Origin of the sequence: Streptococcus macacae NCTC 11558, from assembly GCF_000187995.2 — a bacterium.
In the GTDB taxonomy this organism is placed as follows: domain Bacteria; phylum Bacillota; class Bacilli; order Lactobacillales; family Streptococcaceae; genus Streptococcus; species Streptococcus macacae.
Genome location: NZ_AEUW02000001.1, coordinates 825,873 through 852,175 on the forward strand (window position 1 = coordinate 825,873; position 26,303 = coordinate 852,175).

The 26,303-nt window shown below is 36.3% G+C and carries 22 protein-coding genes and 1 CRISPR repeat array; of the genes, 2 read left to right on the plus strand and 20 right to left on the minus strand.

Features of this window, described 5'->3' with window-relative positions; translation table 11 throughout:
* Nucleotides 1–95: 95 nt before the first annotated feature.
* The 8 genes from pepV to nmlR all read right to left on the minus strand — a co-directional run bounded on the left by pepV (nucleotide 96) and on the right by nmlR (nucleotide 7,430).
* A complete protein-coding gene (gene pepV / locus STRMA_RS03945; protein WP_003079687.1) occupies nucleotides 96–1,502 on the minus strand; it encodes a dipeptidase PepV in 1,407 nt (468 codons plus the stop codon).
* Between the two features lie 11 nt (nucleotides 1,503–1,513).
* A complete protein-coding gene (locus STRMA_RS03950) occupies nucleotides 1,514–2,116 on the minus strand; it encodes a nitroreductase family protein (RefSeq protein ID WP_040841514.1) in 603 nt (200 codons plus the stop codon).
* 211 nt (nucleotides 2,117–2,327) lie between these two features.
* Nucleotides 2,328–3,563: an acyl-CoA thioesterase/BAAT N-terminal domain-containing protein gene (locus STRMA_RS03955; RefSeq protein ID WP_003080141.1), complete on the minus strand. Its 1,236-nt coding sequence runs from the start codon at nucleotides 3,561–3,563 to the stop codon at nucleotides 2,328–2,330.
* A 3-nt stretch (nucleotides 3,564–3,566) separates the two neighbouring features.
* A complete protein-coding gene (locus tag STRMA_RS03960; RefSeq protein WP_003080843.1) occupies nucleotides 3,567–4,013 on the minus strand; it encodes a MarR family winged helix-turn-helix transcriptional regulator in 447 nt (148 codons plus the stop codon).
* 124 nt (nucleotides 4,014–4,137) lie between these two features.
* Entirely contained in the window at nucleotides 4,138–5,934 is a 1,797-nt protein-coding gene (gene uvrC / locus STRMA_RS03965) for an excinuclease ABC subunit UvrC (protein ID WP_003082359.1), read from the minus strand.
* Between the two features lie 250 nt (nucleotides 5,935–6,184).
* Nucleotides 6,185–6,505, minus strand: a complete 321-nt coding sequence (locus tag STRMA_RS03970; RefSeq protein ID WP_003080070.1) for a carboxymuconolactone decarboxylase family protein — start codon at nucleotides 6,503–6,505, stop codon at nucleotides 6,185–6,187.
* Nucleotides 6,505–6,945, minus strand: coding sequence for a cupin domain-containing protein (locus STRMA_RS03975; RefSeq protein WP_003080489.1), 441 nt, complete (start codon nucleotides 6,943–6,945; stop codon nucleotides 6,505–6,507). The genes STRMA_RS03970 and STRMA_RS03975 overlap by 1 nt, the downstream gene beginning before the upstream one ends.
* An 83-nt stretch (nucleotides 6,946–7,028) precedes the next feature.
* Nucleotides 7,029–7,430, minus strand: a complete 402-nt coding sequence (gene nmlR / locus STRMA_RS03980) for a stress response transcriptional regulator NmlR (RefSeq protein ID WP_003078765.1) — start codon at nucleotides 7,428–7,430, stop codon at nucleotides 7,029–7,031.
* Nucleotides 7,431–7,594: 164 nt separating this feature from the next.
* Between nmlR and STRMA_RS03985 the strand changes: the two genes are divergently transcribed.
* Nucleotides 7,595–8,221, plus strand: coding sequence for a Pr6Pr family membrane protein (locus tag STRMA_RS03985; RefSeq protein WP_040841768.1), 627 nt, complete (start codon nucleotides 7,595–7,597; stop codon nucleotides 8,219–8,221).
* A gap of 433 nt (nucleotides 8,222–8,654) precedes the next feature.
* Here the strand turns inward: STRMA_RS03985 and STRMA_RS03990 are convergent, their stop codons facing one another.
* The 5 genes from STRMA_RS03990 to STRMA_RS04010 form a co-directional block, all read right to left on the minus strand.
* On the minus strand, nucleotides 8,655–9,248 hold the full coding sequence (locus STRMA_RS03990; RefSeq protein ID WP_040841516.1) for a DUF6287 domain-containing protein: 594 nt from the start codon (nucleotides 9,246–9,248) through the stop codon (nucleotides 8,655–8,657).
* A 78-nt stretch (nucleotides 9,249–9,326) separates the two neighbouring features.
* Entirely contained in the window at nucleotides 9,327–9,803 is a 477-nt protein-coding gene (locus tag STRMA_RS03995) for a GNAT family N-acetyltransferase (protein WP_003081769.1), read from the minus strand.
* A gap of 226 nt (nucleotides 9,804–10,029) precedes the next feature.
* On the minus strand, nucleotides 10,030–11,865 hold the full coding sequence (gene lepA, locus STRMA_RS04000; RefSeq protein WP_003079907.1) for a translation elongation factor 4: 1,836 nt from the start codon (nucleotides 11,863–11,865) through the stop codon (nucleotides 10,030–10,032).
* A gap of 270 nt (nucleotides 11,866–12,135) precedes the next feature.
* Entirely contained in the window at nucleotides 12,136–13,989 is a 1,854-nt protein-coding gene (locus STRMA_RS04005) for a GbpC/Spa domain-containing protein (RefSeq protein ID WP_003082157.1), read from the minus strand.
* Nucleotides 13,990–14,229: 240 nt separating this feature from the next.
* Nucleotides 14,230–14,481, minus strand: a complete 252-nt coding sequence (locus tag STRMA_RS04010; RefSeq protein WP_040841519.1) for a helix-turn-helix domain-containing protein — start codon at nucleotides 14,479–14,481, stop codon at nucleotides 14,230–14,232.
* Nucleotides 14,482–14,857: 376 nt separating this feature from the next.
* Here STRMA_RS04010 and STRMA_RS04015 point away from each other — a divergent pair, with 376 nt between their 5' ends.
* On the plus strand, nucleotides 14,858–15,727 hold the full coding sequence (locus STRMA_RS04015; RefSeq protein WP_003081678.1) for an XRE family transcriptional regulator: 870 nt from the start codon (nucleotides 14,858–14,860) through the stop codon (nucleotides 15,725–15,727).
* Nucleotides 15,728–15,777: 50 nt separating this feature from the next.
* Nucleotides 15,778–16,671: direct repeats of the CRISPR family, unit length 36 nt; unit sequence GTTTTGGAACCATTCGAAACAACACAGCTCTAAAAC.
* Nucleotides 16,672–16,822: 151 nt separating this feature from the next.
* Here STRMA_RS04015 and STRMA_RS04020 read toward each other — a convergent pair.
* The 7 genes from STRMA_RS04020 to STRMA_RS04050 all read right to left on the minus strand — a co-directional run bounded on the left by STRMA_RS04020 (nucleotide 16,823) and on the right by STRMA_RS04050 (nucleotide 26,293).
* Nucleotides 16,823–17,203 (minus strand): type II toxin-antitoxin system HicB family antitoxin, encoded by a 381-nt coding sequence (locus STRMA_RS04020; protein ID WP_003081342.1) that lies wholly within the window; start codon nucleotides 17,201–17,203, stop codon nucleotides 16,823–16,825.
* A 16-nt stretch (nucleotides 17,204–17,219) separates the two neighbouring features.
* The gene (locus STRMA_RS04025; RefSeq protein ID WP_003078721.1) at nucleotides 17,220–17,411 is read right to left on the minus strand and encodes a type II toxin-antitoxin system HicA family toxin; all 192 of its coding nucleotides are present in this window, start codon (nucleotides 17,409–17,411) and stop codon (nucleotides 17,220–17,222) included.
* A 97-nt stretch (nucleotides 17,412–17,508) separates the two neighbouring features.
* Nucleotides 17,509–18,171: a type II-A CRISPR-associated protein Csn2 gene (csn2, locus tag STRMA_RS04030; RefSeq protein ID WP_003080535.1), complete on the minus strand. Its 663-nt coding sequence runs from the start codon at nucleotides 18,169–18,171 to the stop codon at nucleotides 17,509–17,511.
* Nucleotides 18,161–18,505, minus strand: a complete 345-nt coding sequence (cas2, locus tag STRMA_RS04035; RefSeq protein WP_040841521.1) for a CRISPR-associated endonuclease Cas2 — start codon at nucleotides 18,503–18,505, stop codon at nucleotides 18,161–18,163. The genes csn2 and cas2 overlap by 11 nt, the downstream gene beginning before the upstream one ends.
* Complete coding sequence (gene cas1 / locus STRMA_RS04040) at nucleotides 18,502–19,371, minus strand: type II CRISPR-associated endonuclease Cas1 (RefSeq protein ID WP_003081945.1); 870 nt, start codon at nucleotides 19,369–19,371, stop codon at nucleotides 18,502–18,504. The genes cas2 and cas1 overlap by 4 nt, the downstream gene beginning before the upstream one ends.
* Nucleotides 19,371–23,387, minus strand: coding sequence for a type II CRISPR RNA-guided endonuclease Cas9 (cas9, locus tag STRMA_RS04045; RefSeq protein WP_003079701.1), 4,017 nt, complete (start codon nucleotides 23,385–23,387; stop codon nucleotides 19,371–19,373). The genes cas1 and cas9 overlap by 1 nt, the downstream gene beginning before the upstream one ends.
* A gap of 383 nt (nucleotides 23,388–23,770) precedes the next feature.
* Complete coding sequence (locus STRMA_RS04050) at nucleotides 23,771–26,293, minus strand: ABC transporter ATP-binding protein/permease (protein ID WP_003081956.1); 2,523 nt, start codon at nucleotides 26,291–26,293, stop codon at nucleotides 23,771–23,773.
* Between the last annotated feature and the right edge of the window lie 10 nt (nucleotides 26,294–26,303).

Consider the following 26,303-nt stretch of genomic DNA (forward strand, 5'->3'; position numbering starts at 1 on the left):
AGCTTAGTTTGTTAGATAATAAAAGATCAAAAAAGACTTGCTGCAGCTTAAATGAGAAATGGCTGCCTTTCTCAATAAAAAGAGGCTATTGCTCTTTATTTGATTAATTCATAAATAGCTTCTGCATAAATAGCAGCTGCTTTATATAAGTCTTCCACTTCTATAAATTCATTGGCTTGGTGCATGGTATCTTCTGAGTGTGGGAACATTGCGCCAAAAGCAACACCGCGTTTCAAGAGACGGCCAAAGGTTCCGCCGCCAATGACCCACTCATGCCCCTTATCGCCTGTGTGCTTTTCATAAACAGACAGCAAAGTAGATACAAGCGGATCATCCATAGGGACATAATGTGGTTCATGCTGACGTTTAGACAGGGTTACTTTCTGAATGCCCGCTAGTTTTTCCAGACCAGCTTTAATCGTTTGGGCATCCATTCCTTGCGGATAGCGAAAATTAAGAGCTATCGTATTATCTTTTGCATCTGCCTTAAACTGAAAAACACCAGGATTCATAGAGACAGAGCCCATCTTTTCATCAGTATAGGCAAGCCCTATTTTATTAGCATCATGATCATCCAGCAAGGTCTTGCCAGCCAACTCTAAATAAGCCTTGGCAGCCCCAGCAAAATCAAATTGAGACAGAAAGAGTGCCAAGTAAGTTGCCCCATTAACTCCTGCTTCTGGTGTTGAGCCATGAGCAGATTTACCGTAAAAGCTTAAAACGAAGTCCCCTGCCTCTTCTTTTAGCTCTGCTGCTGGCTGATAATCTGCCGTAAAAGCATCCAGCTTAGCTTGCAGTTCTGACAGGGATACAGGGGCTGAAAATACAGCTGTGGCTGCTTCAGGAACCATATTATCACGCAGACCCCCGTTGAAAGATTTCAAGGAGAAAGAACCGCCATTATCCCCTCCAAAGTGAAGATAAGCTGTGACATTTCCCTTCTCTCCATTGATAATAGGAAAATAGGCATCTGGTGAAAAACCAAAGTCCGGCTCTGGCAGACCGACATGTTCGAAATAATAGTCCATATCCGCCCAGCCCGACTCTTCATCAGTACCGACAATAAAACGGACTTTTTTAGAAACAGGCAGCCCTAACTCTTTGATAATTTTTAGACCATAGTAACAAGCAATGGTTGGTCCTTTATCATCACTAGCACCACGCGCATAGAGTTTTCCGTTGATAATCTCAGGAAGATAAGGATCTATATTCCAGCCGCTGCCAGCAGGGACAACATCAAGATGAGCAAAGATGCCTAGCACTTCTTCACCTTGACCGTATTCAAAGTGTCCGGCATAATTATTGACATTTTTAGTTTCATAGCCATCACGCTCTGCCATTTTTAAAAAATGTTCTAAAGCCTGAACAGGCCCCGGACCAAAAGGGTGTTTGGCATCTGCTTTACTGTCTTCGCGCTCTGATTTAATCTGCAAAAGCCTAAATAAATCAGCTAAAATATCTCCGCGACGTTTATCAACTTCTTTTTGAAAATCTACAAACATCTTCTATTTTCCTATCTTTCTTCAATAATCTCATCAACCGGCAAACGGTAGCTTGGTTCCAATTTTTCATCGGAATAGCCAACTGTGATCAGCAATTCCGGACGGAATCTATCATCAATAGCTAAGATAGCATTGATCTTTGATTTATCAAACCCTAAAATCATATTAGAAGCCAAACCCTGATCTGTCAAAGCAAGGACTAAATTCATAGCTACAAGTCCGGCATTCAAAGCAAGGTATTCCCCCTTTGTCCCTTCATCAAAAGAAGCAAAACGCGGCGGCAGTGTTTCCATAAAATAACCAATCATATTATCCGAAAGATTTTTGCTGCCAATTCGAGCAATTTTACGAGAACGCTGAATAAGATCCGTATCCGTAAATAAGGCGATCACATACTGTGCCTCTTCTACTTGAGCTTTATTTAAAGCAGGTAGATCTTTAGCAAGATCAGCTTTTTTCTCCTTAATGACGACAAACTTCCAAGGCTGTATATTATGTGCACTTGGTGCTAACTGTGCTATTTCAATTGCTGTTCTGATATCTTTAAAATCCACTTCTTTAGCATTAAAATGTTTAGTAGCATGGCGCTTTTTATTTAGCTCTAAAAACTTCATAAGCAAACACAAAGAACTGCCTAACCTTCCTAAATGGTGAAAAACTTCTACCTTTAGGTAGTAATTCAAGGCCGTCCTTTTATTCTTCTTTCTAATTTTATATTTGTCCTTCTATTTTACCATAAAAATACCTCTTATACTTAAAAACTCTCTGATAGGCAGATTTTAAAAAAAAGTTCTTTCTGCTTAAAGCCACTAGTTCGTCTTGAAATCAAAGAAAATGTTGAAAATGTTCCACCGTTGCCTGCCAGCTCCTTCTGGTTTCTGACTGAATAACAGAAAGCGGCCATTTCCTATACCTCCAATTAGGCTGATAACTGACAGTATTCATATGCCCTAGATGAGGAGTTATCAAAAAATCATGTTTCGTATTGTCCTTTAGCTGCTTCATGATATTTGTAACAGCTCCGTAAGCGTCCCAAATTTCATCCTCTAAAGCGGCGATGAAAAGACAAGGAGCAGAAATATCTGCCATGGAAAAAAGACTGGCTGTATTTTTCTTCAATAGCTTTTTATGGAAAAATCGTTCTGCTGCAAAATTTAAAAGCTGAAACTTGGTATAAGGAATTTCCTTTTCTCTGTAAGTCCAAGAAGAACAGCCAGCATTCCATTTGCCTTTAAGCCCTTCATAGACACAATCTGTCGGAGCATTAGCGACTATTGCTTTAATCTCCTGAAAATAAGAAGCTGCTAGGAGTGCCAGCTCTGCTCCCTTGGAGCGGCCATAAATTCCTATTCTTTGAGAATCTACGAGGCTTGATGATTTTAAAAAAGCCAAGGCTTCTTCAATACTCTCTAGAGGAATTCGACAAAGATCAGCAGGCAAGCCATCTAAACCAAAATAAGCAAGAGACATTGTTACAAAACCTCTGCTGGCTAGCAGTTGTGCTATATTTTGTGCTTTTTCTAAACCTCCTTCACTTCCACTTAGAACGATAATAGCTGGGCGATTTCGCCATTCTTTCCCATAGAATAACCTTGCTTTAGCTTTGTTCAGGTATATGTTTTTAAAACGTAACGTTTTTGGCAGATAATATCTTTGAAAAGAACAGCAGCCGATTGCCGTATTATCCTTGAAAGCGGTGATCTTGCAATAAAAACGATCGTTTAAAGATAAATCTTTAAATACAGGAGTTTGACTTTTCCTCTTTCTTTTTCGTTCAGGCTGAGCAGTCTCAAAAAGCCCCATAGCATTAATCCCTGTATAGCTTCCTTTAAGAGCAGGAGTTTTTGATAAATCAATTTGTCCCTTGCTGTCTGTCAGAAAAACAGCTGATGAGCGCCACTTAACTTTGGAATCAAGTGTCATCGGGGCATTAATGCAATAATAATCCTCTAGTTCAAGAACTAAGCGGATCTCAGTAAAAATCGGCAAATGGCTGACAGTAATCCTTAAATCCTGATCGGCCATCTGTTCTTTATCGCTTATTTGAAAATGACAGGCCATTTTTCACTCCTTCTCACCATTCCAAGGCAAATGATCCCAAAAATACTCCACTTCAGACATCAGCTGACTGAGCATTTGAAAAAATTCTTCTGGATACTGCTTTAATAGGACTTCTAAATGTTCATTAAGATAGCTATGCTGCTGATAATGTTCCTGGCAAACGGCCTGCCCCTGCTCAGTCAATTCAAAATTAAAACGTTTATCATCAACTTTAACTCTGTTAATATAGTGTTTTCTTTCCAGCTTTTTAATCACTTGCGTTACAGCACTGCGGCTGATATTTCTTTCTCTAGAGATATCGGCTAGCGTTAACTGTGAATTCTTAGCCAACAAAACGATGGTCTGAACTTCTGCAAAATTTAAGTCCTTTATCGTATGCTGTTTATACTCCAATTCCTTGTATTTTTGAAAAAATGTATTCATTTCCAAAATTATTTTTTGATAATTCATCTTAATCTCTCTTTATTGTTAAGTAACTTAACAATAACAAAAAGAAGACTTTTTGTCAATATCAAAAAAGAAAAACCGCTATATGCGATTTTTCCTATTCATTTGTCATAGCCACTAAACAACCTTACTTAACCCTTGTTTGATTAGTGTTACTTTGCAGTACTTCCTGTAAATTTTCGGCAACTTTCTGCGGGATACCAAGCTTTGTTAATTCTTTAAGATCAGCTGCCTGTATTTTATTCAAGCTCTTAAAATGACGCAGCAGTTTTTGCTTACGCTTAGGACCTAACCCTGCAATGCCATCTAACTTAGAAGAAAAAGAGTTTTTAGAACGCACTTGTCTGTGAAAGGTAATAGCAAAGCGATGAACTTCATCCTGAATACGATGGAGCAGGAAAAATTCTTCAGAATGTCGAGGCAGATCAATAACCTCTAAGGGATCTCCAAAGAGTAATTCCTGCGTCTGGTGTTTGTCATTCTTTTGCAGACCAGCAACCGGAATGGCAAGACCCAGTTCTTTTTCAATAACTTCTTTAGCGATATTAACCTGTCCTTGCCCGCCGTCAATAATGATTAAGTCAGGAGGTCTTAAACCTTCTTTTTGGATACGGGAGTAACGACGGCGGATAACCTCACGCATAGAAGCATAATCATCAGGCCCAAGGACTGTTTTGATCTTATATTTACGGTACTCTTTTTTATTTGGCTTGCCATTTTCAAAAACGACCATGGCTGAAACAGGACTGGTTCCCATGATATTTGAATTATCAAAAGCCTCAATACGAAAAGGTATCGGGATATTCATCAGCCGGCCTAAATTTTCAACGGCTCCCTGCGTCTTTCTAAAGTCTTTCTCCAGAAGGTTAAATTTCTGCTGCAGACTGACACGGGCATTTTTGTTTGCTAAATTAACCAGCTGCTTTTTTTCACCGCGCTGAGGTTTCATTACTTTAGTATCTACTATGGCCCGAACAGACTTCTCATCCACAGCAGCTGGAATAAAAATTTCCCGAGGAATTAAATGTTTGCTGTCTTGATAAAACTGACCCAGATAGGTTAAAAAGTCTTCTTCTGCTTCGTTGTAGTAAGGAAACATATTCACATCACGCTGTATCAGCTTACCCTGCCGGACAAAGAAGACCTGAACACACATCCAGCCTTTCTCTACATAATAACCAAAGATATCACGGTCTAGCATATCTTGGGCCATAACACGCTGCTTTGTCCGCAAAATACCAATCGCACTGATCAGATCGCGATATTCTGCTGCCCTTTCAAATTCCATATCTTCAGCCATTTTTTCCATCTTCTCGCGCAGCTGATTCACAATCTTATTATCATGTCCATTAAGGAAATTTTTGACATCTTCAATCATCTGGTCATAGTAAGCCTTATCGGTATGGCAAATGGTATGCGCCGAGCACTGGCCAATATGATAATAAAAACAGACTTTCTCTGGCGGATTCTTGCATTTGCGGAAAGGAAAAATACGATCCAGCAGTTTTTTGATTTCATTAGCTGCACCTGAATCTGGATAAGGACCAAAATAGTGCCCTTTGTCTTTCTTTACCTGACGTGTGATAAGCAGCCGCGGATACTTTTCATTCGTTATTTTGATAAAAGGATAAGATTTATCATCTTTGAGTCTGATATTGTACTTAGGCATGTTTTCTTGAATCAGATTAATTTCAAGCAATAAGGCCTCAATATTGGACTCTGTCACAATATATTCAAAATCAGCAATCTCAGAAACCAGCATTTCTGTTTTTGTATCATGACTGCCTCTAAAATAAGAACGCACGCGGTTTTTTAGATTTTTAGCTTTCCCTACATAAATAATATGCCCAGTCTTATCCTTATGGAGATAACATCCTGGACTATCTGGCAGTAAAGAAAGTTTATATTCAATCAGTTGATTCATAATATCATTATAGCAAAAACTCACCGATTTTTCTGACGGCAAACTTTTGAAAATACTTAGGTTATTTCCTAATCAAAGATGGATTATTGTTCTTATTTGCCAGCCTATCAGACTAATTTTCTGCCCAACCATCGCTTATGATTTTAACGGCAAGCCCTTATCCTAAAAAAAGAGAGTCAGATAAAATGGCGATGGTATCATTTATCTCACTCTCCATACAATTGAAGTTGATGATATTTGAAATGAAACATTAATCCTTCCAAATATCCTTTGCTAAATTAAAGACTGCCCAGGCTTTTGGCCAGCCGACATAAAAGGCTGCATGGGTGATAATGGCTGCGATTTCTTCCTTGCTTACGCCGTTGTTTTTAGCATTTTGCAAATGATAAATGAAAGACTTATCCGTAATTCCAGAAGACATCAAAGCCACAACCGTAACAATACAGCGTGTTTTAAGATCAATATCTTGGTTATTCCAATTTTCTCCAAAAAGAATATCATCATTATAGTGCGCAAAATCTGGCGCAAAATCTCCTAAACGATCCCGGCCAGCTGTTTGTTTAATGGTCATTAGTCCTTCTCCTTTTCTTTAGCTTCTTTGTTAGCTTGTTCATACTGTACCTCACTAACAGCTTCATACCATTTAGCATTGCCTGCTGTAATAGCTACATGGCTGAACCAAGCATCTGCAGTCGCACCGTGCCAGTGCTTGACGCCGTCTCTAGTGACAACAACATCTCCCTGCTTCAATAACTGCGCTGCTTTTCCTTCTTCTTGATAAAGGCCTTGACCGCCTGTAACCAAGAGAATTTGATAGCCATCAATATGAGCATGCCAATTATTACGGCAGCCAGGTTCAAACGTAACATTACCAACACTAAAATGCTGATCTGGTGCTTGTGCCAGCATATTGACATAAGACTGCCCTATAAAAACATCAGCATACTTTTCATTTTTTTCACCTGTTGGAAAGACACCGCCGTTATCTTTTAGTTCTTCAAATTTTACCATCATTAACCTTCTTTCTTTTATTAGGCTCCTATTTTTAGAAGTTTTCTTTCATTTTACCATAAATAGAAACAAGCAGTCTTTATCTACATTTCATCTTGCTTTTCTTCACTGTCAAAAAGCCTGTGCTCACAATTTTGAAGGAAGTTTTTATAATTTTTAATCTTATAATTTAGACGTTCCCTTGCTTGAGTCAGCTCATCCAGTCTGGCATCCATTTCTTTGCGCTGCTCTATAAGGAGCTGCAGGCGTGCTTCTTCATTGCCTGTGCCTTCTTCTAAAAGAGAAATATAATCGGTAAGAGCCTCAACACTCATCCCAGCCTTGCGAAAACATCTGACAAAATCCAAAATAGCAACATCATGTTTTGTAAAATTTCGAATTCCAGATTTAGTACGAGCTATAGGAGGAATCAGGCCAATTCGCTCATAATAGCGAATAGTATCTGCAGACATACCGGTTAGATCACTAACCTTTTTAATATTCATAACATCATTTCTTTCCTTACAATTTACAGTTCCATTATAAACCTTAGAGTGCACTTAAAGTCAATAGTATTTAAGAAAAAACTACTAACAGCAGATTTACCGCACAAGTTTTAAAAAATATGGTATGATAATAGAGGTTTTTACCTTAGAAAGGTTCAACAGTGATCACAAAAACACAAATTTTCAGAAGCTTTATTGCTCTTTTAGGAATTATTGGCGTCAGCATTCAAATCAAACAATCAGGCTTTGGTATGCTTTTATATTATACGACACTTTCAAATGTTCTTGTTTTTAGTTTTTTGATTTATCTTATTTACAAGGAAGCAAAATCAGGAGCCATTAAAACCGATCCTAAACTGCTCCGCCTTAAAGGCGGTATCACAATGGCTATAATGATTACCTTTCTGGTTTATCATTTTCTTTTAGCACCTAGAGTCAAAGCTCATGACTATTATACTCTTCGTAATTTTCTTGTCCACTATATCGTTCCTTTAAGCCTAATGGTTGACACCTTAATACTTGATCGGCAAAGAATTTATCGCTGGTTTGATCCCATAACTTGGACCAGCCTCCCTTTAATTTATTTTGCATTTGCTCTCTTTAATGGGCTTGTCTTAAAGTGGACTATCCCTGGAAGTGCAGACAATCCTTTTCCTTATTTTTTTATCAATATCAATAAATACGGAGTAGGATATGTCGCGGTTAATACTATCGGTATTGCAATTGCTTATCTGGCTGTTGGTTATCTATTTCTTTTCATCAAACGCTATGTTGGCCCTCACATTAAATAAAGCATTCTTTTTTTCTGTCAACTGAACTGCCGACTTGTCATTCACACATACTGTCATTTAAAGAGATGAGGCAGGGATAAAAGTCCTTGGCCTCGTTTGGTTTTTCTCAGCTATTTGTAAGACGTAAGGCTTGGGTGAATTTCTGTTGACTGTAGGCAGTCTATTTTCAGCGTCAAATTTTTTTTAGCTTCTGTCAATTTCAATTGTCATTTCTCTTATTTAAGCGAGCTCCAAATGAGACTTTATTTTCAATCTGACAGTCCACAGGACTGTTTGAGGTCAGCAAGTGGAAACGAGAACTGGCTGAAAATTGAAGACTTTGAAATGACCGATTTTTGTCGCACTCCCATCTCTAAATTTTTATAAAAAATAAGGAAAGGAGACAGTTAAGCTTAAAGCTCAGCTATCCCTTCCTTATTTTTTAATTTCATTATCAATTTGTTTTATACAAGACATTTTTAGCAAAATCATCTGAACCAAAAGTTTCTTGTGAAGCTATATAAAGCCGGTCTTTAGATGTATCAGAAGTATCCGAAAAGCCTTCATTGAAAAGCTCTGATGGTATTGTCGTTCCTGCTTTTACAAAGATAAGATGATAAACAGCTGTCCCGTCTTTAGATGTTAAACGTGCTTGATAGATCCCTTCCCCTTTGGCCTGTTCAGATGAGAGCGTAAAATCTGCTGTACCCTTAATATTAGCACTTTCAATGCCAGATGCATTCAGCTGAAGTTTATCTCCTAGCTCATTTTGCCAGCTGCCTGCTGCAGAGCTATAATCGCCCCTTTCAATAGCAGCCATGTCCAAAGCTGATGATGTCTCTGTCTTTTTATCCTTATTTTGAGGATCTTTTTTAGGATTGGTAATGTGCGTTGCCGCTTCTTTATTTACTGCCTGATTTGAAGGTTTCCACTGACTAAAAATAAAATAGGCAGCCAGACCCATACAAATAACTGCTGAAACAAGAACCAAAAGGTTCCGAAAAAACTTAGTATTTGATCTCCTGCGAGTTGCACGATGTCGTGGCATAACATTCTCCATTCATTCTTTTTCACTCTTTCTATTTTACATGAAATCAGCTTAAAAAAACAGCTATTTGAATCCTATTTAAAGAATTTTTTCCATTTCTGTTTTCTTTGCTGATAAACCTAAATGCTCGTAAAATTTTAGAGCGTCCTTGTTAGCATTCCAAACATTTAAAGTCAAATTGTAACAGCCTTTATCTCTAGCATATTCTTCAGCGAAATGATACAGTTTTAGTCCAATTTTTTGCCCTCTTGACTCTTCTGATACGCATAGATCTTCTATAAAAAGCGTTTTAACTGCTTTTAAAATCTTGCTTTCTTTTGTCTCTTGTATGGTCAAAAAAAGATGAGCTAACACTTGATCCTTTTCATCTACATACACAAAGATAGGCTTTAATTCATTTTGCAAAAGCTCTTTCAACTCTATCTCAGAGAATTTACTTCCTTCTTCTTTCTGTTTAAAAAGATCCGGCCTTGCTTGTGCATGGACTTGAAAAATTTGATTTAATAATTTTTTAAGTGCAGGGATATCTTTTTTCTGAGCTAAGCGAATAGACATTGCATTTCTTCCTTTTTATTTAAAGAGTTCTTTCTATTTCCCATTTACAGCTAAAAGCAGACCAAAATTTTGTCAAATGCTACTCTAAAGAATAAGCAAATCAAGCCATTTCAAAATCTTTGATCAGATAAACAAGGCCTCACAGCTAGCACTTAGCAATTATCCAACGATCAGTTACTGTCTGCCTATAGATAAATCATATCGTGGAAAATTGTCCAAAGACATATTATTTTTTCTTATCCTCATCATCCATTGATAAAACGCTGAGAAAGGCTTCTTGCGGAACTTCAACCGAACCAATGGATTTCATGCGCTTTTTCCCTGCTTTTTGCTTTTCAAGAAGCTTGCGTTTACGTGATACATCTCCCCCATAGCACTTAGCCAGTACATTCTTACGAAGAGCTTTAATATCTGAGCGAGCAACAATTTTTTGACCAATAGCTGCCTGGATAGGCACTTCAAATTGCTGGCGCGGAATAATCTTCTTTAATTTTTCAACAATTAATTTCCCGCGTTCATAGGCAAACTCTTTATGAACAATAAAGCTTAGAGCATCAACTTTATCTCCGTTTAGGAGGATATCCATCTTAACAAGCTGTGATTTACGGTATTGCGAAATTTCATAATCAAAACTAGCATAGCCGCGAGTGGAGGACTTTAGCTTATCAAAGAAATCAAAGACAATTTCTGCTAATGGTATTTGATAAATGACATTAACACGGTTTTCATCAATATACTCCATTGTGACAAAGTCTCCGCGTTTACGCTGAGCCAGTTCCATAACAGATCCAACATATTCTTGGGGCACCATGATCTGTGCTTTTACATAAGGCTCCTCGATACCTTCAATTTTTGTCGGTTCTGGAAATTCAGACGGGTTAGAGACTTCCAGCATTTCATCATCAGTAGTATAGATATGATAAACAACAGATGGTGCAGTCATGATAAGAGCAATATTAAATTCCCGTTCCAAGCGCTCTTGAATAACATCCATATGCAGCAAGCCCAAAAAACCACAGCGAAAACCAAAGCCAAGTGCCTGAGAAGTCTCAGGCTCAAATTGCAGACTGGCATCATTCAATTGCAATTTTTCTAAGGCTTCACGCAAATCATTATACTTTCCAGAATCAATAGGATAAATTCCTGCAAATACCATCGGATTCATCTGCTTGTAGCCATGAAGCGGTTCTGCTGCTGGACGTTCCGCCAAAGTTACCGTATCGCCAACACGAGTATCAGCCACTGTCTTAATAGAGGCTGCCAGATAGCCAACATCTCCTGTTGCCAGAAAATCACGGCTAACTGCTTTGGGAGTAAAAATGCCAACCTCTGTGACATCAAAAGTCTTGTTATTACTCATCAGCTGAATTTTATCCCCTGGCTTTACCATACCATCCATAATGCGAATCTGCAAAATAACACCTCTGTAGGAATCATAAACAGAATCAAAAATCAGAGCTTTCAATGGAGCGGCAGGATCACCTGCTGGCGCTGGAACTAAATCAACAACCTGCTCTAAGATCTCTTCAATACCTATACCAGCTTTGGCAGAAGCTAAAACAGCATCACTAGCATCTAATCCAATAACCTCTTCAATCTCGTTTCGAATGCGCTCTGGATCAGCAGCAGGCAGATCAATTTTATTAATAACGGGTAAAATCTCAAGATCATTATCTAAAGCCAGATAAACATTTGCCAATGTCTGGGCTTCGATGCCTTGTGCTGCATCTACGACTAAAATAGCTCCCTCACAGGCAGCTAAGGAGCGGGAAACTTCATAGGTAAAGTCTACATGTCCAGGTGTATCAATAAGATGAAAAATATAGGTTTCACCATTTTTAGCTTGATAATTTAATTCAATCGCATTTAGTTTAATGGTAATACCGCGCTCTCGCTCCAAATCCATACTATCCAGAAGCTGTGCCTGCATCTCACGGCTTGAGACAGTCTCCGTCATTTCCAAAATACGGTCAGCCAATGTTGATTTTCCATGATCAATATGAGCAATAATGGAGAAATTACGAATTTTCTCCTGACGTTTTTTAAGTTCTTCTCTATTCATTTTTTATCCTTGTTAATCTTAATCAGTCAGTAATATTATAACAAAAATTAGAGGGGCTTACCATAACTTGTTTCTCCTTATTTGCATAGGACAAGCACATCTACAGATACTATATACGCTTAAGCTTATAGTTTTTCTCGAACTTCTTTTACATCACTAAAGAGATAAATAGCTAATTAGTGATTAGAGAGACAGATCTATCAATATTAAAAGGCTGAGACTATGCGTCTCAGCCTTTTAAGCCAGTCGATTATTTTCTAAAAAATAACTTTAGTTCTCTTTTTTACGTCTTTTAGCTGCCATCAAAGTTGCTGCTGCAAAAGAAGCAGAAACAAAACCTATGACAGATAAACCGTATTGTTTTTCATCTCCAGTTTGAGGAAGCGGAGCAGTATATTGGCGCTCTCTCACTCGCACCTCATTTTTCTTAGCAGACCTAAAAATTGCCGGTCTTGAGTAGTTCACGGATTTAGGAGCTGGAGTTGGTTTAACTGGAACGTTAGGAGTAGGTTTAACCGGATCCTTTGGTGTAGGCTTTTTAGGTGGTTCACCCGTTGTCTTTGGCGGCGTAGGCTTCTTACTTGTTTGGACAACAAAGTTTTTATGCCAAGTAACGCTTGGAGTTGTCAGTTTAGGCTCAGTTGGCGGAACTGGCTCTTCACCTGGATCTTTTGGAACGGCAACAACTGAATTGGTTGAGAACCAAAAAGTTGTTGGTACTCCCTTATCATTCCCGCCTACAGAAAAGGTAAATGGCTGTCCTTTGTAGGTCATAGCACCTGCACCATAATAAGCCGTAGCTGCTCTAGGGAAACCATCTTCATTAATAGCATCCCAACCATCTTCACCATCACCATTAAAAGCTGCACCATTGGCTTTATATTGGTTGTCATTAGCTGAGTAAATAGTGTCTCCATGCAGATCGACAGAAGAACCTGGAATTTTTACAAATTCATTGCCGCCTAAATTGACCTTCTCTATATGGTCACCATAAGCAGTTTTCCAGTGGTTCAGTGAAGACAGGCTCATAATAGCATTGTTGCCGCTTAAGTTAATAGGATCCCCATTTTCATCAAAGAAAGTCAGCTGCATTGTCACGCTAATTTGATCTTTGCGGCCTTCATTAGCTGTTTGAGCACCAATAAAGATAGTCTTGGTAGGATCATGGAAAAGTTCAACAAGAGTCGTACCATCATTGCTAGTTGTACTGTTTAGCTTATAGGTACTGACAACCTTTGAAATTTTCTTATTCATATAGCTTGAATTTTTAATGTTATTATAAGTAACCGTAATTTGGTCGCCAACTTTCATCTTAAACCAAGTGTCTTCTTTAGGAGTGTAAGGATTTTGACTGACATAGTCTGAATTAGAATAATTATCAGTATTAAACTGCTCCAGAATATCTTTTGGTTTATTAGCTGCACGAGCTTCTTTTGTAAGGTATTGGCTGACACCTTCAATAGTCATCGTTGCTTCAGGCTCACTTCTAAAAACCAGTGACTGAGCTGTTTCCACTCGGCCAGCTGCTTTACCAGCTGCTACTTCTTTTTGATAGTCTTCATAAGCCTTTTTAGCAATTTCATATTCCGCTTTTTTAGACTTGTAGTCCTCTAAATCTTTTTGATACTGTTTCTGTTTCTGAGCGTATTCTTCCTTAGCTTTGTTGTAGTCAGAAACTGTTTTATTAATAGCTTGTGCCTGCACCTTATTATCAGCATCTGCAGCTTCTATTGAAGGCTGTTGCTGATTAGCTGTTTCTGTTATTTTAACCTTAGCTTCTTTTGCAGCAGCTTTTGCTTCATTTAAGGCTTTTGATTCGACCTGTGAAGTTGTCGTTGTTGTCTGACCTTCTGTCTTCGTGTCAGTAACTGTTACAATAGGAGAATCTGTCTCTTGCTTATTATCAGTTTTAGCAGCTGCTGTATCAGTGTTAACCGCTTTACTGTTCTGTGTATCATCAGCACTAGCCTGTCCACTCTTGTCAGTATTAGCAGCTGCAGTGTTGGCGTCAACATTTTGCTGAGCAGCAGCATTGATATCATCTGCAAAAACAGTTGTTGTACTAACTGCGGCAGCTAAAGCTAAGCCGCTAAGCAAAGTTACTTTACCTACTTTGTGTTTCATTTTAAATCACCTTTTAAATAATTTAATTTTTTAATACTAACCAAATATATATTATCATATAAATAACATAATTGCAATTTATATGACTCATAAAATTAAAATTGTTTAATACAAACGTAATATTTTTAGACTGCTCTTTTTAACTATTTCACATCTATCACTATACTTAAAGGCCAAAAGCAGCTATCTAAAAATGCCAAAGTGAGGCATATAAATAAGATAGCAGGTTCGAAAAACATCTCAGTCTTTACAGCTATCTTTGCGTTTATACTCTTTGAATTTCTGTTTTAAATCGGTTGCTTTGCCTAAAAAAATAGAATCTAAGCTAACACCATAATAAGCGGCCAAATCATTGGCAAGGTGAATAGGGATATCAGAACTGTCCTCTTCGTATTTTAGAAGAATATTTGGATGAATCTCTAGACAATCTGCTACCTCTTCAAGACTTAAACTATAGTTTACCCTAAGAGCTCGCAATGTCAATTTGTCCAATTCTCATCCCCCTTTCACCTACCAACGTTTTGCCTATAACCATTTAGGTTCTTTATTAAAAATAGCAGTATCTTATCTGTGATACTCTTAACTTTCAAAAGCTGAGTCAGCCAATAAAAAGGGGACTGGGCTAACTATTTTGACCGGAATGAAGATTTAATATTTTGAATTCATGAAATGAAGTTAAGTGAAGATTTATATTGTAGCCAAAATTTTAGCTTTATGAAAACTATTTTTAATGACAATATTATAATTCGTTTTAAATCGTAAGTCAAGTATTTTCCTCTAATTTTTTCTTTTAATGATTTACATTTAGGATTGAAAACGTTATTATGTAATAAAGGTAATTTGTTCTAAAGCCTAAAGGAGGGGACCTATGGGACGTGGAAAACTAACACCACAAGATAAAAAAGATATGAAGATTATTTCAGCTAACCTTCAAGGACTTCTTGACGAGTATGAAATAACACAATCACACTTAGCAACTTTATTAAAGATACCTAAAAGCAGTTTAAATGAATATGTCAAAGGAAAAAGCCTGCCTAAAGCCGGAAATGTTCAAAAGCTTGCCGATTACTTTGGCCTGAAAAAATCCGATATAGATCCAAGATTCTCAACCAAAACAACTTCTTTCGCAGTTGAAAAGATTAGCAATATTAGCAGACAATTAGAAAGTAAACGGCAAAAGAAAGTTCTTGCCTTCTGTCAGCAGCAACTAGCAGATCAAAAAGAGACAGCAGCTGTAAAAAACAAACCGTCTGATAATGCTAAAGCAGACTATCAAAAGGCTGTTGAGACATTTATTGCTAAAGAATTAGAAGATCAAAATAGGATTGATCTCAATAATATCAAAAAAGTCAAAGACTTGTATCAGGCTTTAGGCCACAAGTATGAAGATGTGATACTTTACGGTGAAGTATCTGCTGGAACAGGTGTTTGGGTAGGGCATGAAAAAGCAGAAACGATTCAGTATCCAGCACCAATACCAGAACACGACATTGCTCTTAGGGTCAATGGCAATAGTATGGAACCCTTATTTTACGATGGTGATCTCATCTTCGTTAAAAAAACTAAAACGATTCATCACGGGCAAATTATCGTCGCTATTGTAAATAATGAAGCATATGTCAAAAAATTTTATCGCAAAAATAAAGAAATAAGACTTATTTCGCTCAATCCCGATTATAACGACATTATCTTAAAGGAAAATGATACTATTGACATTATCGGAACTGTTATCACTTAAAAACTCAGTACTAATACGTACTGAGTTTTTAATTTCTATAATCTCTGAAAGCAAGTAAGCCATTCGAAACAACACAGCTCTAAAACTACCAGCACCACGGCTACCAAACTTGTTTTGTTTTGGAACCATTCGAAACAACACAGCTCTAAAACATGCAAGCAACTGTACTATCTGCCAACACTGTTTTGGAACCATTCGAAACAACACAGCTCTAAAACTCCAACAACCTCGCCAATTTCGGCCCAAGTGTTTTGGAACCATTCGAAACAACACAGCTCTAAAACGAGGTAATCGGTGATTTCGCCCAAAAAGATGTTTTGGAACCATTCGAAACAACACAGCTCTAAAACATAGCGTCTATTATATCTTCAGCAACCGTAGTTTTGGAACCATTCGAAACAACACAGCTCTAAAACGGGTAGGTTGTAGTAAGCTCCTGTTCCATAGTTTTGGAACCATTCGAAACAACACAGCTCTAAAACTCAGAAGATAGAAGAAAGTAAACGTAGCTAGTTTTGGAACCATTCGAAACAACACAGCTCTAAAACAGATTTCCGCTTCATTATTGACCATCATCAGTTTTGGAACCATTCGAAACAACACAGCTCTAAAACAAAGAGGTATCTCAAATGTTAGATAGCATTGTTTTGGAACCATTCGAAACAACACAGCTCTAAAACTCCGAGCTCAGCACGCATTTAAATTGACTTGTTTTGGAACCATTCGAAACAACACAGCTCTAAAACCACCGAGTCTTTTAACGAGATTAAAGTGCAGTTTTGGAACCATTCGAAACAACACAGCTCTAAAACATTTGTTTAGCAACTACAAAAGCAGAAGCCGTTTTGGAACCATTCGAAACAACACAGCTCTAAAACTACACGATTAGCTAGATTAGTTAAATCTCTGTTTTGGAACCATTCGAAACAACACAGCTCTAAAACCTCGTGGACCAATTTTTGTCTCAAGATTTCGTAATCGCGCCACTCATCTCAGCCAGATTTCAGCTTCGAAATGATTCCTTTTTAAATATTTTAATCATTTATATTATACCTAAAAAAGCGCTAGAAATCAACATTTCTGGCACTTTTTACTTTATAATTGTAATTTCTTTTCCAAAGCTTTTGTTAATACTTCAGAATAATTCACTTGGTCACGATCAGCCAATCGCACCAGCCATTCAGGGACCGTCACATTTTTCCGAATAGCTTTATTGTTTCTAAGATAAGGACTGGGATCGGCCTGAATCATAGTAACAAAGCCATCTTTAGCTGATATCTTTCTAATATCACTCGGCTGGGGTAAGTCCATTCCCTCATCTAAGTAAGATGCCAGTATGCTCTCCAACATTTGGCGGGCATTCTTCATGGCTTCTTCTAAATCTTCTCCCTGCGTACCACCGCCAAATTCAGGAAATTCAACCCAAAAACCACCTGTTTCATCATTATGGAAAATTGCTGGATATGATTTCAACATAAGACTTCCTCCTCTATCATAGCAAACCTAAATCCTTTAAGATTTTCTTCTCAAGACCAATTTTAACCGATTGATTCCCATGAATCGGAATCGTTACAATATAAGGTACCCTATCTTTTTTGAAATGATGATGGCTCCCTTTCACACGAACTTCTTTCCATCCATTTTTTTCGGCCAATTTGGCTAATTCTTTTCCAGTTAAGGGCAACTAATATTTCCTCCTTTAACTATATACATATTATACGTATTTGTCAATCTCTAATAAAAGATAGTTCCAAATTATGGAACTATCTTGTTATTCGTATTTAGTTGTCACTTTCTGCTATCAAGAAATAATCTTCATCTAAAATATACTGAGCAAAGCCATCAATTTTATGTGGTTCAAGAAACAAAACAGTCATATTAGACAAGTGAATATATTCTAAAATTTGTGCTATTTCTTCTGTTTTAAAATAAGACAAAGAATTAATAAAAACTAAAATTTTCTTTTTACTTAGGTACTTATAAACCTGAAGAATCTCAAACATCTTTTCAAAAATGGTATCACTTCTTGTTTCAATTTTGACACCTAAAGCTTTGATCAGCTCTAAAATAGTAATTTCATCATATTCTAAATCTAATTCATTTTCTAAACATTCGTAGGCAATCAGCTCTGTAATAGTATTTGTCAGTTTTTCAACCATGGACTTAACTTCTGGTTTTTCGTTAAACTGGTTTTCTAAATCAGCATGGACTAACTTTAACAGCGATGGAGCATTGACATCATAGCCTAAAATATCTGTCACAAGCATCAACTCAGACACTTTTAGGCTTCTCAATTTAGCATCAAATAATTTGAGCTCACTGCCCTCTTCATATTGATAAAAATTTTTTATCATTTTCGCGAAGACCTGAACATCTTCTAACACCAGAATGGTAGATTTTCCAAGGGCTATTGGTTCATCTAATATAGGAAAATTAAGTTTCATCAGGAAAAGCCTCCCCTAAAAATACCAAACGTGAATCTGAATTAGCAATACTTTTGTTTCGTTCCCCATTAAGATAAATCATACGGGAAAATTGCTTTTCAGTTACTGTTAGCAAGGTGATGCTGCCCTTCTTTGGGTTATTCTCCTTCAAACGAGCAATCATGGCTGTATTGGCAGAGTTATTTAAAAGTAACTTGCTGTAAATTGAGAACTGATGCATAATGAACCCTTCACTCAGTAAAAATTTCCGAAATTTACGATAAGTTTTTCGTTCCTCCGCAGTATCCGTTGGCATATCAAACATTAATATCATTCGCATATATCGGTAACTCATATCCTAAATTCAGGAACTCCTTTCCCATTATTATTCAGCGCCTTAATTACCTTTTTAGTATAATCACTGACAATATTTGTTAAATACATTTCCTTATTATTATAAAGATAAGTGTCTGAAAACATACTGAATAGTTCACGTTTGATTTTAATAAAGGAACTATTGCGATTTTCATAAACAATACGATCCACAATTGGACGAAAAGGCTCCATAATATCGCTGGCAAAGTTAAATTGATTGAATTGATTGGCGTGTTTGAGACCAAACTGTGTCATACAGCCAGATACAACCACTTCACGCGCAAACATACTTAAAAGTAAAGTATAGCCATAGTCAAGACCTGCATTAATATCATTATCTTGTTCTCTTGAAAAATCATTGCCAAATAGGGTATTAAAGTAAATCCGTGCAGAATGCCCTTCTCTATTGCTGGGATCAAAAGGTTCTAAAGCATGGTATAAATCCATAATAGACTGTGACTTTTCAAAATAAGAACATGCCCCTAAATAACAAGATTGATTCAAAATCTTTTGAGCAATAATATTTGTCCAAACATCACATTTGACTTCTTCTGCCCAAGAAATCTGATGATTCAGCTGCAAACTGGAATCATGACGCGCATAGTAAGGCATGAGCATAGCTGTTGGCAAACGTTTATCATCACAAAAGATGACCAAAATATTCTCATCTACTAAACGCTTCATCAGCATAGTTGATAAAACAATATCTGTTGTCTCAAGTAATAAGATGTCAATCTCAGACAGATGAATCATCTCTGTCTGATAAGCATCTTTAAAAATCAAGTGGTTATTCTTATAGGAAAGTTTTGAATGTGTGTTTACAACAACTGTTCTCCATCCTGCCATTAGTCTTCTCCTATTTTACTAAGATCAACTCGTGTTTCGTAAAGACCAGTGATAGATTGGCGGATAAGGGTCCCCTCTGTACACGGTAAAATATAATCTTTTTTACCTTTATATTGTTTTTGATTTAGTTTTACCCCTAAAAAATTAAATGGGGAAGTTGCACCTAATTGTGTAAATCCTAATAATTTAATAAAACTCTCTGCTAATTCTTCTATTGATGCACTATTCTTCTTATTGGAGTAAACATTTTCAATTTTCTGAATATGTTCTTTTCCCAATTTACATTTTTTAGAAAAAGAAATAATTTCATTAAATAAAACATCGAATTGTTGATTATGATTTTGAAGATAATCATTACTCAAATCACTATCTAAGTGATGTGCATGATAAAGCAAAATTTGAGATTTTTTAGATACAACTAATTGATTTCCTTTATGTATTTCTTTCGAACTAGCCCATAGGCGTTTAATCCCATCACCGATATCAACTAGGGTATATTTGGGTAATTTAATAAAGTCATTCTTTCCTACCTGTTGATAGCCTCTATCTCTTAAAAATTTAACCGGATTTTGTTCAAATTGCTTCTTATTCATTACTGAGATTGGAATTAGCTGTTTAGTATCTGTTATCAGTAAAACAGGATAAGCTGTCGTCGGTTTTTGATATCCTCCATATTTTTTAGGGTTTAATTCTTTTTTTAGTGGAACAAGTTTACTAGGTGTAACCTCTAATGGTGATTTAGGATTATCGTCAAAAAGTCCCCCATTTTGTCCAACAGTCTGTATTTCTACTTTCTTAACAATATTAACTTGGGGATAGGAAAGCACCCTTTTAATATTAGAAATATGCTCATCTTTTTTCCAAACAATCTCACCATTTTCATCGGTACGGATATCATCTTTCTTAAAAAAATTCATAATATTTGAATAGAAAAATTTCTTAGCAGTTGCTTTATTTTCTTTATATCCATGAAAATGAGGGTACTCACCATAAACAAATTCGGGCTCTAACTGCGGATAAACATCTAATAAAGCTTTTCCTATAACTGCATTAAGATAAGCGTCATGCGCATGATGGTAATCATTAATCTCACGTACTTTGTAAAATTTAAAGTCTTTACGAAATTGTGAAACTAAATTAGATTTTAAAGTGATAATTTTGACATCACGAATTACTTTTTTATTTTCATCACGTTTTGTATTAAAACGAGCGTCTAAAATTTGTGCAACATGCTTTGTAATTTGTCTTGTCTCAACCAATTGACGTTTGATGAAACCAGCCTTATCATCTGGTTTTAATTCTTTTTTGGTTAGATTGCTGTATTTCCGTTGAGAAATCAATCCACAGCTCAATAATTTATTCCAAAACGGTCTCATCCTATTGACAACATCTTCACTCGGTACATTATCCGATTTCCCACGGTTTTTAGCTGATGAAACCAGAACCTTATTGTCAATAGAGTCATCTTTTATAAAAGATTGTGGAATAATATGGTCGATATCATAATCACTTAAACGATTAATATCAAGTGGATCTTCAGTATACATATCTCGGCCATTTTGGAGATAATATAAGAAAAGACGGTCATTCTGTAAAGCTTGATTATCTGTTGGGTGTTCTTTTAAAATCTTATGATTTAAATCATGGTCAAGATTTTTTATTGCCTCCTCAAGTCGTTTATAACGTTGCTGTGAACTGCGACGCCCTTTGGCTGTAGTCTGATTTTCACGCGCCATTTCGATAACAATGTTAGCAGGATTATGCCCCATGACTTTAACAAGCTCATCTACAATTTTCAGACTTTGTAAAATTCCCTTTTTAATAGCAGGACTGCCAGCAATATCACTAACAAGTTGATTTAAGTCATCTGTTTCTCCAATGACTTGTGCCCTAGCAATTTCTTCTTTAAAAGGAAGAGAATCGTCATTAATCAACTGCATAAAGTTACGATTGCTATAACCATCATCAATCAAATAACCCAGAATAGTCTTATTACTCTGTTTATCTCGAATACCATTGATTAACTTCGCTGATAATCTTCCCCAACCTGTATAATGACGGCGTTCAAGTTTTTTCAATTGCTGTGTTGTAAAAATATCACTATACTTTTGAAGACGCTGACGAATCATTTCTCTGTCTTCAAACAGAGTTAGTGTTTGAATGATATCCTCAATTATCTTTTCATTTACTTTATCATCTAAGAATGATTTATCTAAAATTTTACGCAAATCATGATAGGTTCCAAGACTGGAATTAAAGGCTTTATTTTCCTTATCCAGTCCAGTTAAGTTAACAATTCTAAATTCTTCAAACTCTTTATTCAAATAATTTAAAAGTTTATCTTTAGTAACTTTCCGATTTTCTTTAAAAACATGATCAAAAATCTCTTGCTTCATATTGGCATCAAAGAAAATGGCTTTCCCTTGCTCATTGACATACTTAACTTTAGTTAACTCATTGTAAACATTAAACGTTTCATAAACAAGACTATGCTTTGGTAAGACTTTTTCTTCAGGTAAATACAAATCATTTAAAGTCATGCGTGTGATGAATTCTTCTGCTGATTTTTCTTTATCAAGAATATCATCAAAATTCCATGGCGTAACTTTTTTATCCGCCTTGTATTCTGCCCAGGCAAAGCGGCTACCTTTTCGCGCCAAAGGACCAACGTAGTAAGGAATTCTAAACGTTAAGATTTTTTCAATTTTATCCTGATTTTCTTTCAAGAATGGATAGTATTCACCCTGACGTCGTAAAATAGCATGCATCTCTTGCAGATGAATCTGATGCGGAACGGAACCATTATCAAACGTTCTCTGTTTTCTCAAAAAGTCTTCACGATCAATTTTGTCAAGAAAATAATCTGCACCTTCTGTTTTTGACAGCATATTTTTGATGTATTTATAAAAGGCCTCCTGATTCGTTTTTCCATCAATATAACCAGCATAGCCATCCTTTGTTTTATCAGAAAAAACCTCACTATATTGATCTGGTAAATTCTGACGGATAAATTTCTTAAGTTGTGCTAAATCTTCCTGATGTTCCTCATAACGTTTAATCATTGAAGCAGACAACGGAGCCTTTGTCGTGTTGTCATCTATTGTTAAAATTCCTGATAGCAAAATAGCATCATAAAGATTTTTAGCTGATATAAATAAATCTGCATAATTATCTCCGATTTTTCCAAGTAATTCTCCTAAATCTTCTTCATAAGTATCCTTAGAAAACTGTAGTTTAGCATCTTCGGATAATTTAAAATTTGTTTTAAAGTTTGGCTGTAATCCTAAAGACAAGGCGATAAGATTTCCGAAGAGAGTGTTTTTCTTCTCAGTGGGATAGTATTTTATAAGATTTTCTAAGCGACGCGATTTACTAATTTTTTCTGTCAGAATACTGGAGACACTAATTTCTGATAAATGACTTTCTTCAACTGTCTTATCATATACTTCTACAAAATCGTCAAATAATGTTTGAACATTTGTATTTTCAGCTTTTAGCTGACCTTCAATTAAGAAATGTCCCCGGAATTTAATCATATGCGCTAAAGCTAGATAAATTAAGCGCAAATCAGATTTCTCGGTTGAGTCTGCTAAATGCTTTCGCAAATGAAAAATTGTTGGAAATTTATGGTGATGAGCCTCCTCTTCAGCTTTATTCCCAAAGATTGGATGAGAATCAAATTCTTTGTCATCATTTGTTAAAAACGATTCGTTTAAGCGCTGGAAGAAACTTTCGTCTGCTTTAGCCATTTCTTCAGCAAAAATTTCCTGCAAATATAAAATACGGTTTCTACGACGTGTATATCGACGCCTAGCTGTCCGCTTCAAACGTCTGTCTTTTGCAGTATTACCGCTATCAAACAATAAAGCTCCAAGTAAATTTTTCTTGATATGGCTTTTATCTGTATTTCCCAGAACCTTCATCTTCTTAGCAGGAACTTTGTAGCCATCTGTCACAACAGCCCAACCAACAGAGTTAGTCCCAATATCAAGTCCAATAGAATAAGGTTTTGTCATAATTTTCTCCTTTGAAAATCTCTTGCAAAAAAACAATAAGTATTATACAATATTTGTGTTGGAAACATTCGAAACAACACAGCAAGTTAAAATAAGGTTTATCCGTATCCAACTTGAAAAAGTGAGCACCGATTCGGTGCTTTTATTTTTTATAACAAATATATTATAGCACTATTACGAAAACATTTCACAACTTATTTCTATAAAACCTGAAATACACAAAGAGGGCAGGACTTTCGTCCTGCCCTCTTTCGTTTTAGGAAACCGTACTGTTTGACAAAGCGCTTGAAGGCTGTCTTTTATGAGAAAGAACAGCCAACTGTCTAACAGGCTATTTGAATCTTTACGTTTATATTTTTTCCAATCCTATTATGTTTCTTTCGTCATTCTGTTCGCAAAGCTTCAACTGGATCCTTTCGAGCTGCTACTCGTGATGGCATAAGGCCGGCAAAGACAGTTAAAAGAATGGAAATCACTATGAGAACTATGGCTGCCCATAAAGGAAGTACGGCAATATTATCAATATGCACGGTATTTTTTACGATGGTACTGATAGGGGCATTGAGTAAAAGGGTAATTAAGATACCAAGCAATCCAGCAATTGCTCCTTCAATAACCGTTTCTGCTGTAAAGATACGTACAACATCCTTTTTAGAAGCTCCCATTGCACGCAAAATACCAATTTCTTTTGTCCGCTCAAGCACTGAAATGTAGGTAATAATACCAATCATAATTGATGATACAAGCAAGGATATAGCAACAAAGCCAATCAATACAAAGGTAATGCCATTGACCATAGTCGTTATAGTTGACATCAAAGCTCCCATCATATCAGTGTATTTAAGAACTTTGGACTGTTGATTCTTACGCTTCATCTCTTTGTTATAATCTTTGATAATATTTTTCAGAGATTTTTTATCTTTAAAAGAGGAAGTGTAAAAATTAATTTTTTCAGGACTGGCTGTATCAATAACACCGATTTTTTTAAGATTGTCATCATAAGTCGCTTTTGCATTTTCACTGTAGCGATTAACGTAGGCAGCTAGCTCTTCTGGTGCCATTGAAGCTAGTTTTGAGCGTTGTTCTTTACTTAGATTATTAACCGAAAATTCTTTCTTGCCATTTGAAAAATTTTGGCCTGTAAAAATATTATGTTTTTTATTGGCTCTTTGTTCTTTAACAATCTGGCTGCTATTAATCTTTTGCGAAATATAGTTTGTTAAATCCTGACTGTAGCCGACACCTGTTTCAGAGTTGCTTCCTGTCCCTTCTTTAGGTTTGACAATTCCTACAATTTTAATATTTTCCGAAGAATTGATCAATTTCTTCATAAAATCATTGTTATTAGAACGATCAATCCACACACCAGACTCTTTTTGATAAACAGCTGAATTTATGACAAGCTTATAGGTTCTACCAATTAAATCTTTATAAGCATAACTGCTTGATTTAGCTTTTTTGATATTTTTAGACTTTAATTCATCTACATTTTTAATCCCTAAGCTATACAAGACATAATCGGCAATCTTGTTATTATCATCTGCCATTAGGACAACTTCGTTGTATTTTTTCGGCAAGTGCCCAGAAACGACACGATATTGCGAGTCAATCATCTTTTTATCAGAAGATAATTCCTGCCAAACTTCAATATTGGAGGCAATAGCTCTGATATTAGCTGTTGTATCTTTTAATTCATCACTTAGATTGCTTGGATTTATCGTTTTAACACCTTTTGAGGTATCTGCCGAATAAACCTTAGGTTTTAAATTATAGGAATATTGAATATCTTTAGTGAGAGATTTAAATTTTTTCGAATGCTTTTCAATATAAGATTTAAATGCTTTTAAATCGTTATCAACCACTTGTGTTGAAACCATATTCTTTAACACGTTATTGGTTCCAATTTTTTTCTTATTTTTTTGGCTGTTTCTCTGCTGCTGATTATCATTAGAAATGGAAAAATTAAACGTATTTCCGCTTGCTGAACGATCAATGGTTAAGGGATAGGCTACCAGGGTATCCTCTTGCATTTTATTGATATACCTGCGTACGCCATTAGAAAGCGATAAAATCAAGGCAATGCCGATTATTCCAATAGAGCCTGCAAAAGCTGTTAAAAAGGTTCGCCCTTTTTTTGTCAGTAGATTTCTAAATGAGAGCGACAGAGCTGTTGCAAAAGACATCTTCGTTTTTTTAAATTGCACATCTGAACTTTTCTCATCTTGTTCCTGATAAGGGTTGCTATCAGCAATAATACGGCCATCCAAAAGATTGACAATCCGATTAGAGTAAGTCTCTGCTAATTCTGGATTATGGGTTACCATAATAACAAGACGCTCCTTAGCAATCTCTTTTAGTAAAGCCATAATCTGCACAGAAGTATCCGAATCCAAAGCTCCTGTAGGCTCATCTGCTAACAGGATATCTGGATTATTGACCAAAGCACGCGCTATAGCAACACGCTGCATTTGACCGCCAGACATTTGATTGGGCCTTTTATTAATATGTTCTTCCAAGCCAACTCGCTTCAAAGCATCAGTAGCACGCTGGCGACGTTCTTCCCTTGAAACTCCTGATAATGTCAAAGCCAGCTCAACATTCGCCAGAGCTGTTTGATGAGAAATCAGATTGTAAGACTGAAAAACAAAACCAATCGTATTATTGCGATAACGATCCCAATCTCTATTCTTAAAATCCTTGGTAGACTTTCCATTGATCAATAAATCGCCTGAAGTATATTGATCCAGTCCTCCAATAATATTCAGCAAGGTTGTTTTCCCTGATCCAGATGGCCCTAAAATGGAGACAAATTCATTTGTTCGAAAATTAATAGTGATATCATCTAAAACAGTTTGTTTACCATTAGCAACTCTGTAAACCTTGGTTATTTGCTTTAATTCTAACATCAAACAGCTC

Bases quoted from the DNA above. Each gene is read 5' to 3' on its own strand.
- cas9 (WP_003079701.1), bottom strand. From the start codon at position 23,387: ATGACAAAACCTTATTCTATTGGACTTGATATTGGGACTAACTCTGTT.
- STRMA_RS03990 (WP_040841516.1), bottom strand. From the start codon at position 9,248: ATGCCACGACATCGTGCAACTCGCAGGAGATCAAATACTAAGTTTTTT.
- STRMA_RS03970 (WP_003080070.1), bottom strand. From the start codon at position 6,505: ATGACCATTAAACAAACAGCTGGCCGGGATCGTTTAGGAGATTTTGCG.
- nmlR (WP_003078765.1), bottom strand. From the start codon at position 7,430: ATGAATATTAAAAAGGTTAGTGATCTAACCGGTATGTCTGCAGATACT.
- STRMA_RS04015 (WP_003081678.1), top strand. From the start codon at position 14,858: ATGGGACGTGGAAAACTAACACCACAAGATAAAAAAGATATGAAGATT.
- lepA (WP_003079907.1), bottom strand. From the start codon at position 11,865: ATGAATAGAGAAGAACTTAAAAAACGTCAGGAGAAAATTCGTAATTTC.
- STRMA_RS03960 (WP_003080843.1), bottom strand. From the start codon at position 4,013: ATGAATTATCAAAAAATAATTTTGGAAATGAATACATTTTTTCAAAAA.
- STRMA_RS04050 (WP_003081956.1), bottom strand. From the start codon at position 26,293: ATGTTAGAATTAAAGCAAATAACCAAGGTTTACAGAGTTGCTAATGGT.
- uvrC (WP_003082359.1), bottom strand. From the start codon at position 5,934: ATGAATCAACTGATTGAATATAAACTTTCTTTACTGCCAGATAGTCCA.
- STRMA_RS03975 (WP_003080489.1), bottom strand. From the start codon at position 6,945: ATGGTAAAATTTGAAGAACTAAAAGATAACGGCGGTGTCTTTCCAACA.
- pepV (WP_003079687.1), bottom strand. From the start codon at position 1,502: ATGTTTGTAGATTTTCAAAAAGAAGTTGATAAACGTCGCGGAGATATT.
- cas1 (WP_003081945.1), bottom strand. From the start codon at position 19,371: ATGGCAGGATGGAGAACAGTTGTTGTAAACACACATTCAAAACTTTCC.
- STRMA_RS04005 (WP_003082157.1), bottom strand. From the start codon at position 13,989: ATGAAACACAAAGTAGGTAAAGTAACTTTGCTTAGCGGCTTAGCTTTA.
- STRMA_RS03950 (WP_040841514.1), bottom strand. From the start codon at position 2,116: ATGAAGTTTTTAGAGCTAAATAAAAAGCGCCATGCTACTAAACATTTT.
- STRMA_RS04020 (WP_003081342.1), bottom strand. From the start codon at position 17,203: ATGTTGAAATCATATCCAGCAATTTTCCATAATGATGAAACAGGTGGT.
- STRMA_RS03995 (WP_003081769.1), bottom strand. From the start codon at position 9,803: ATGTCTATTCGCTTAGCTCAGAAAAAAGATATCCCTGCACTTAAAAAA.
- STRMA_RS03955 (WP_003080141.1), bottom strand. From the start codon at position 3,563: ATGGCCTGTCATTTTCAAATAAGCGATAAAGAACAGATGGCCGATCAG.
- cas2 (WP_040841521.1), bottom strand. From the start codon at position 18,505: ATGAGTTACCGATATATGCGAATGATATTAATGTTTGATATGCCAACG.
- csn2 (WP_003080535.1), bottom strand. From the start codon at position 18,171: ATGAAACTTAATTTTCCTATATTAGATGAACCAATAGCCCTTGGAAAA.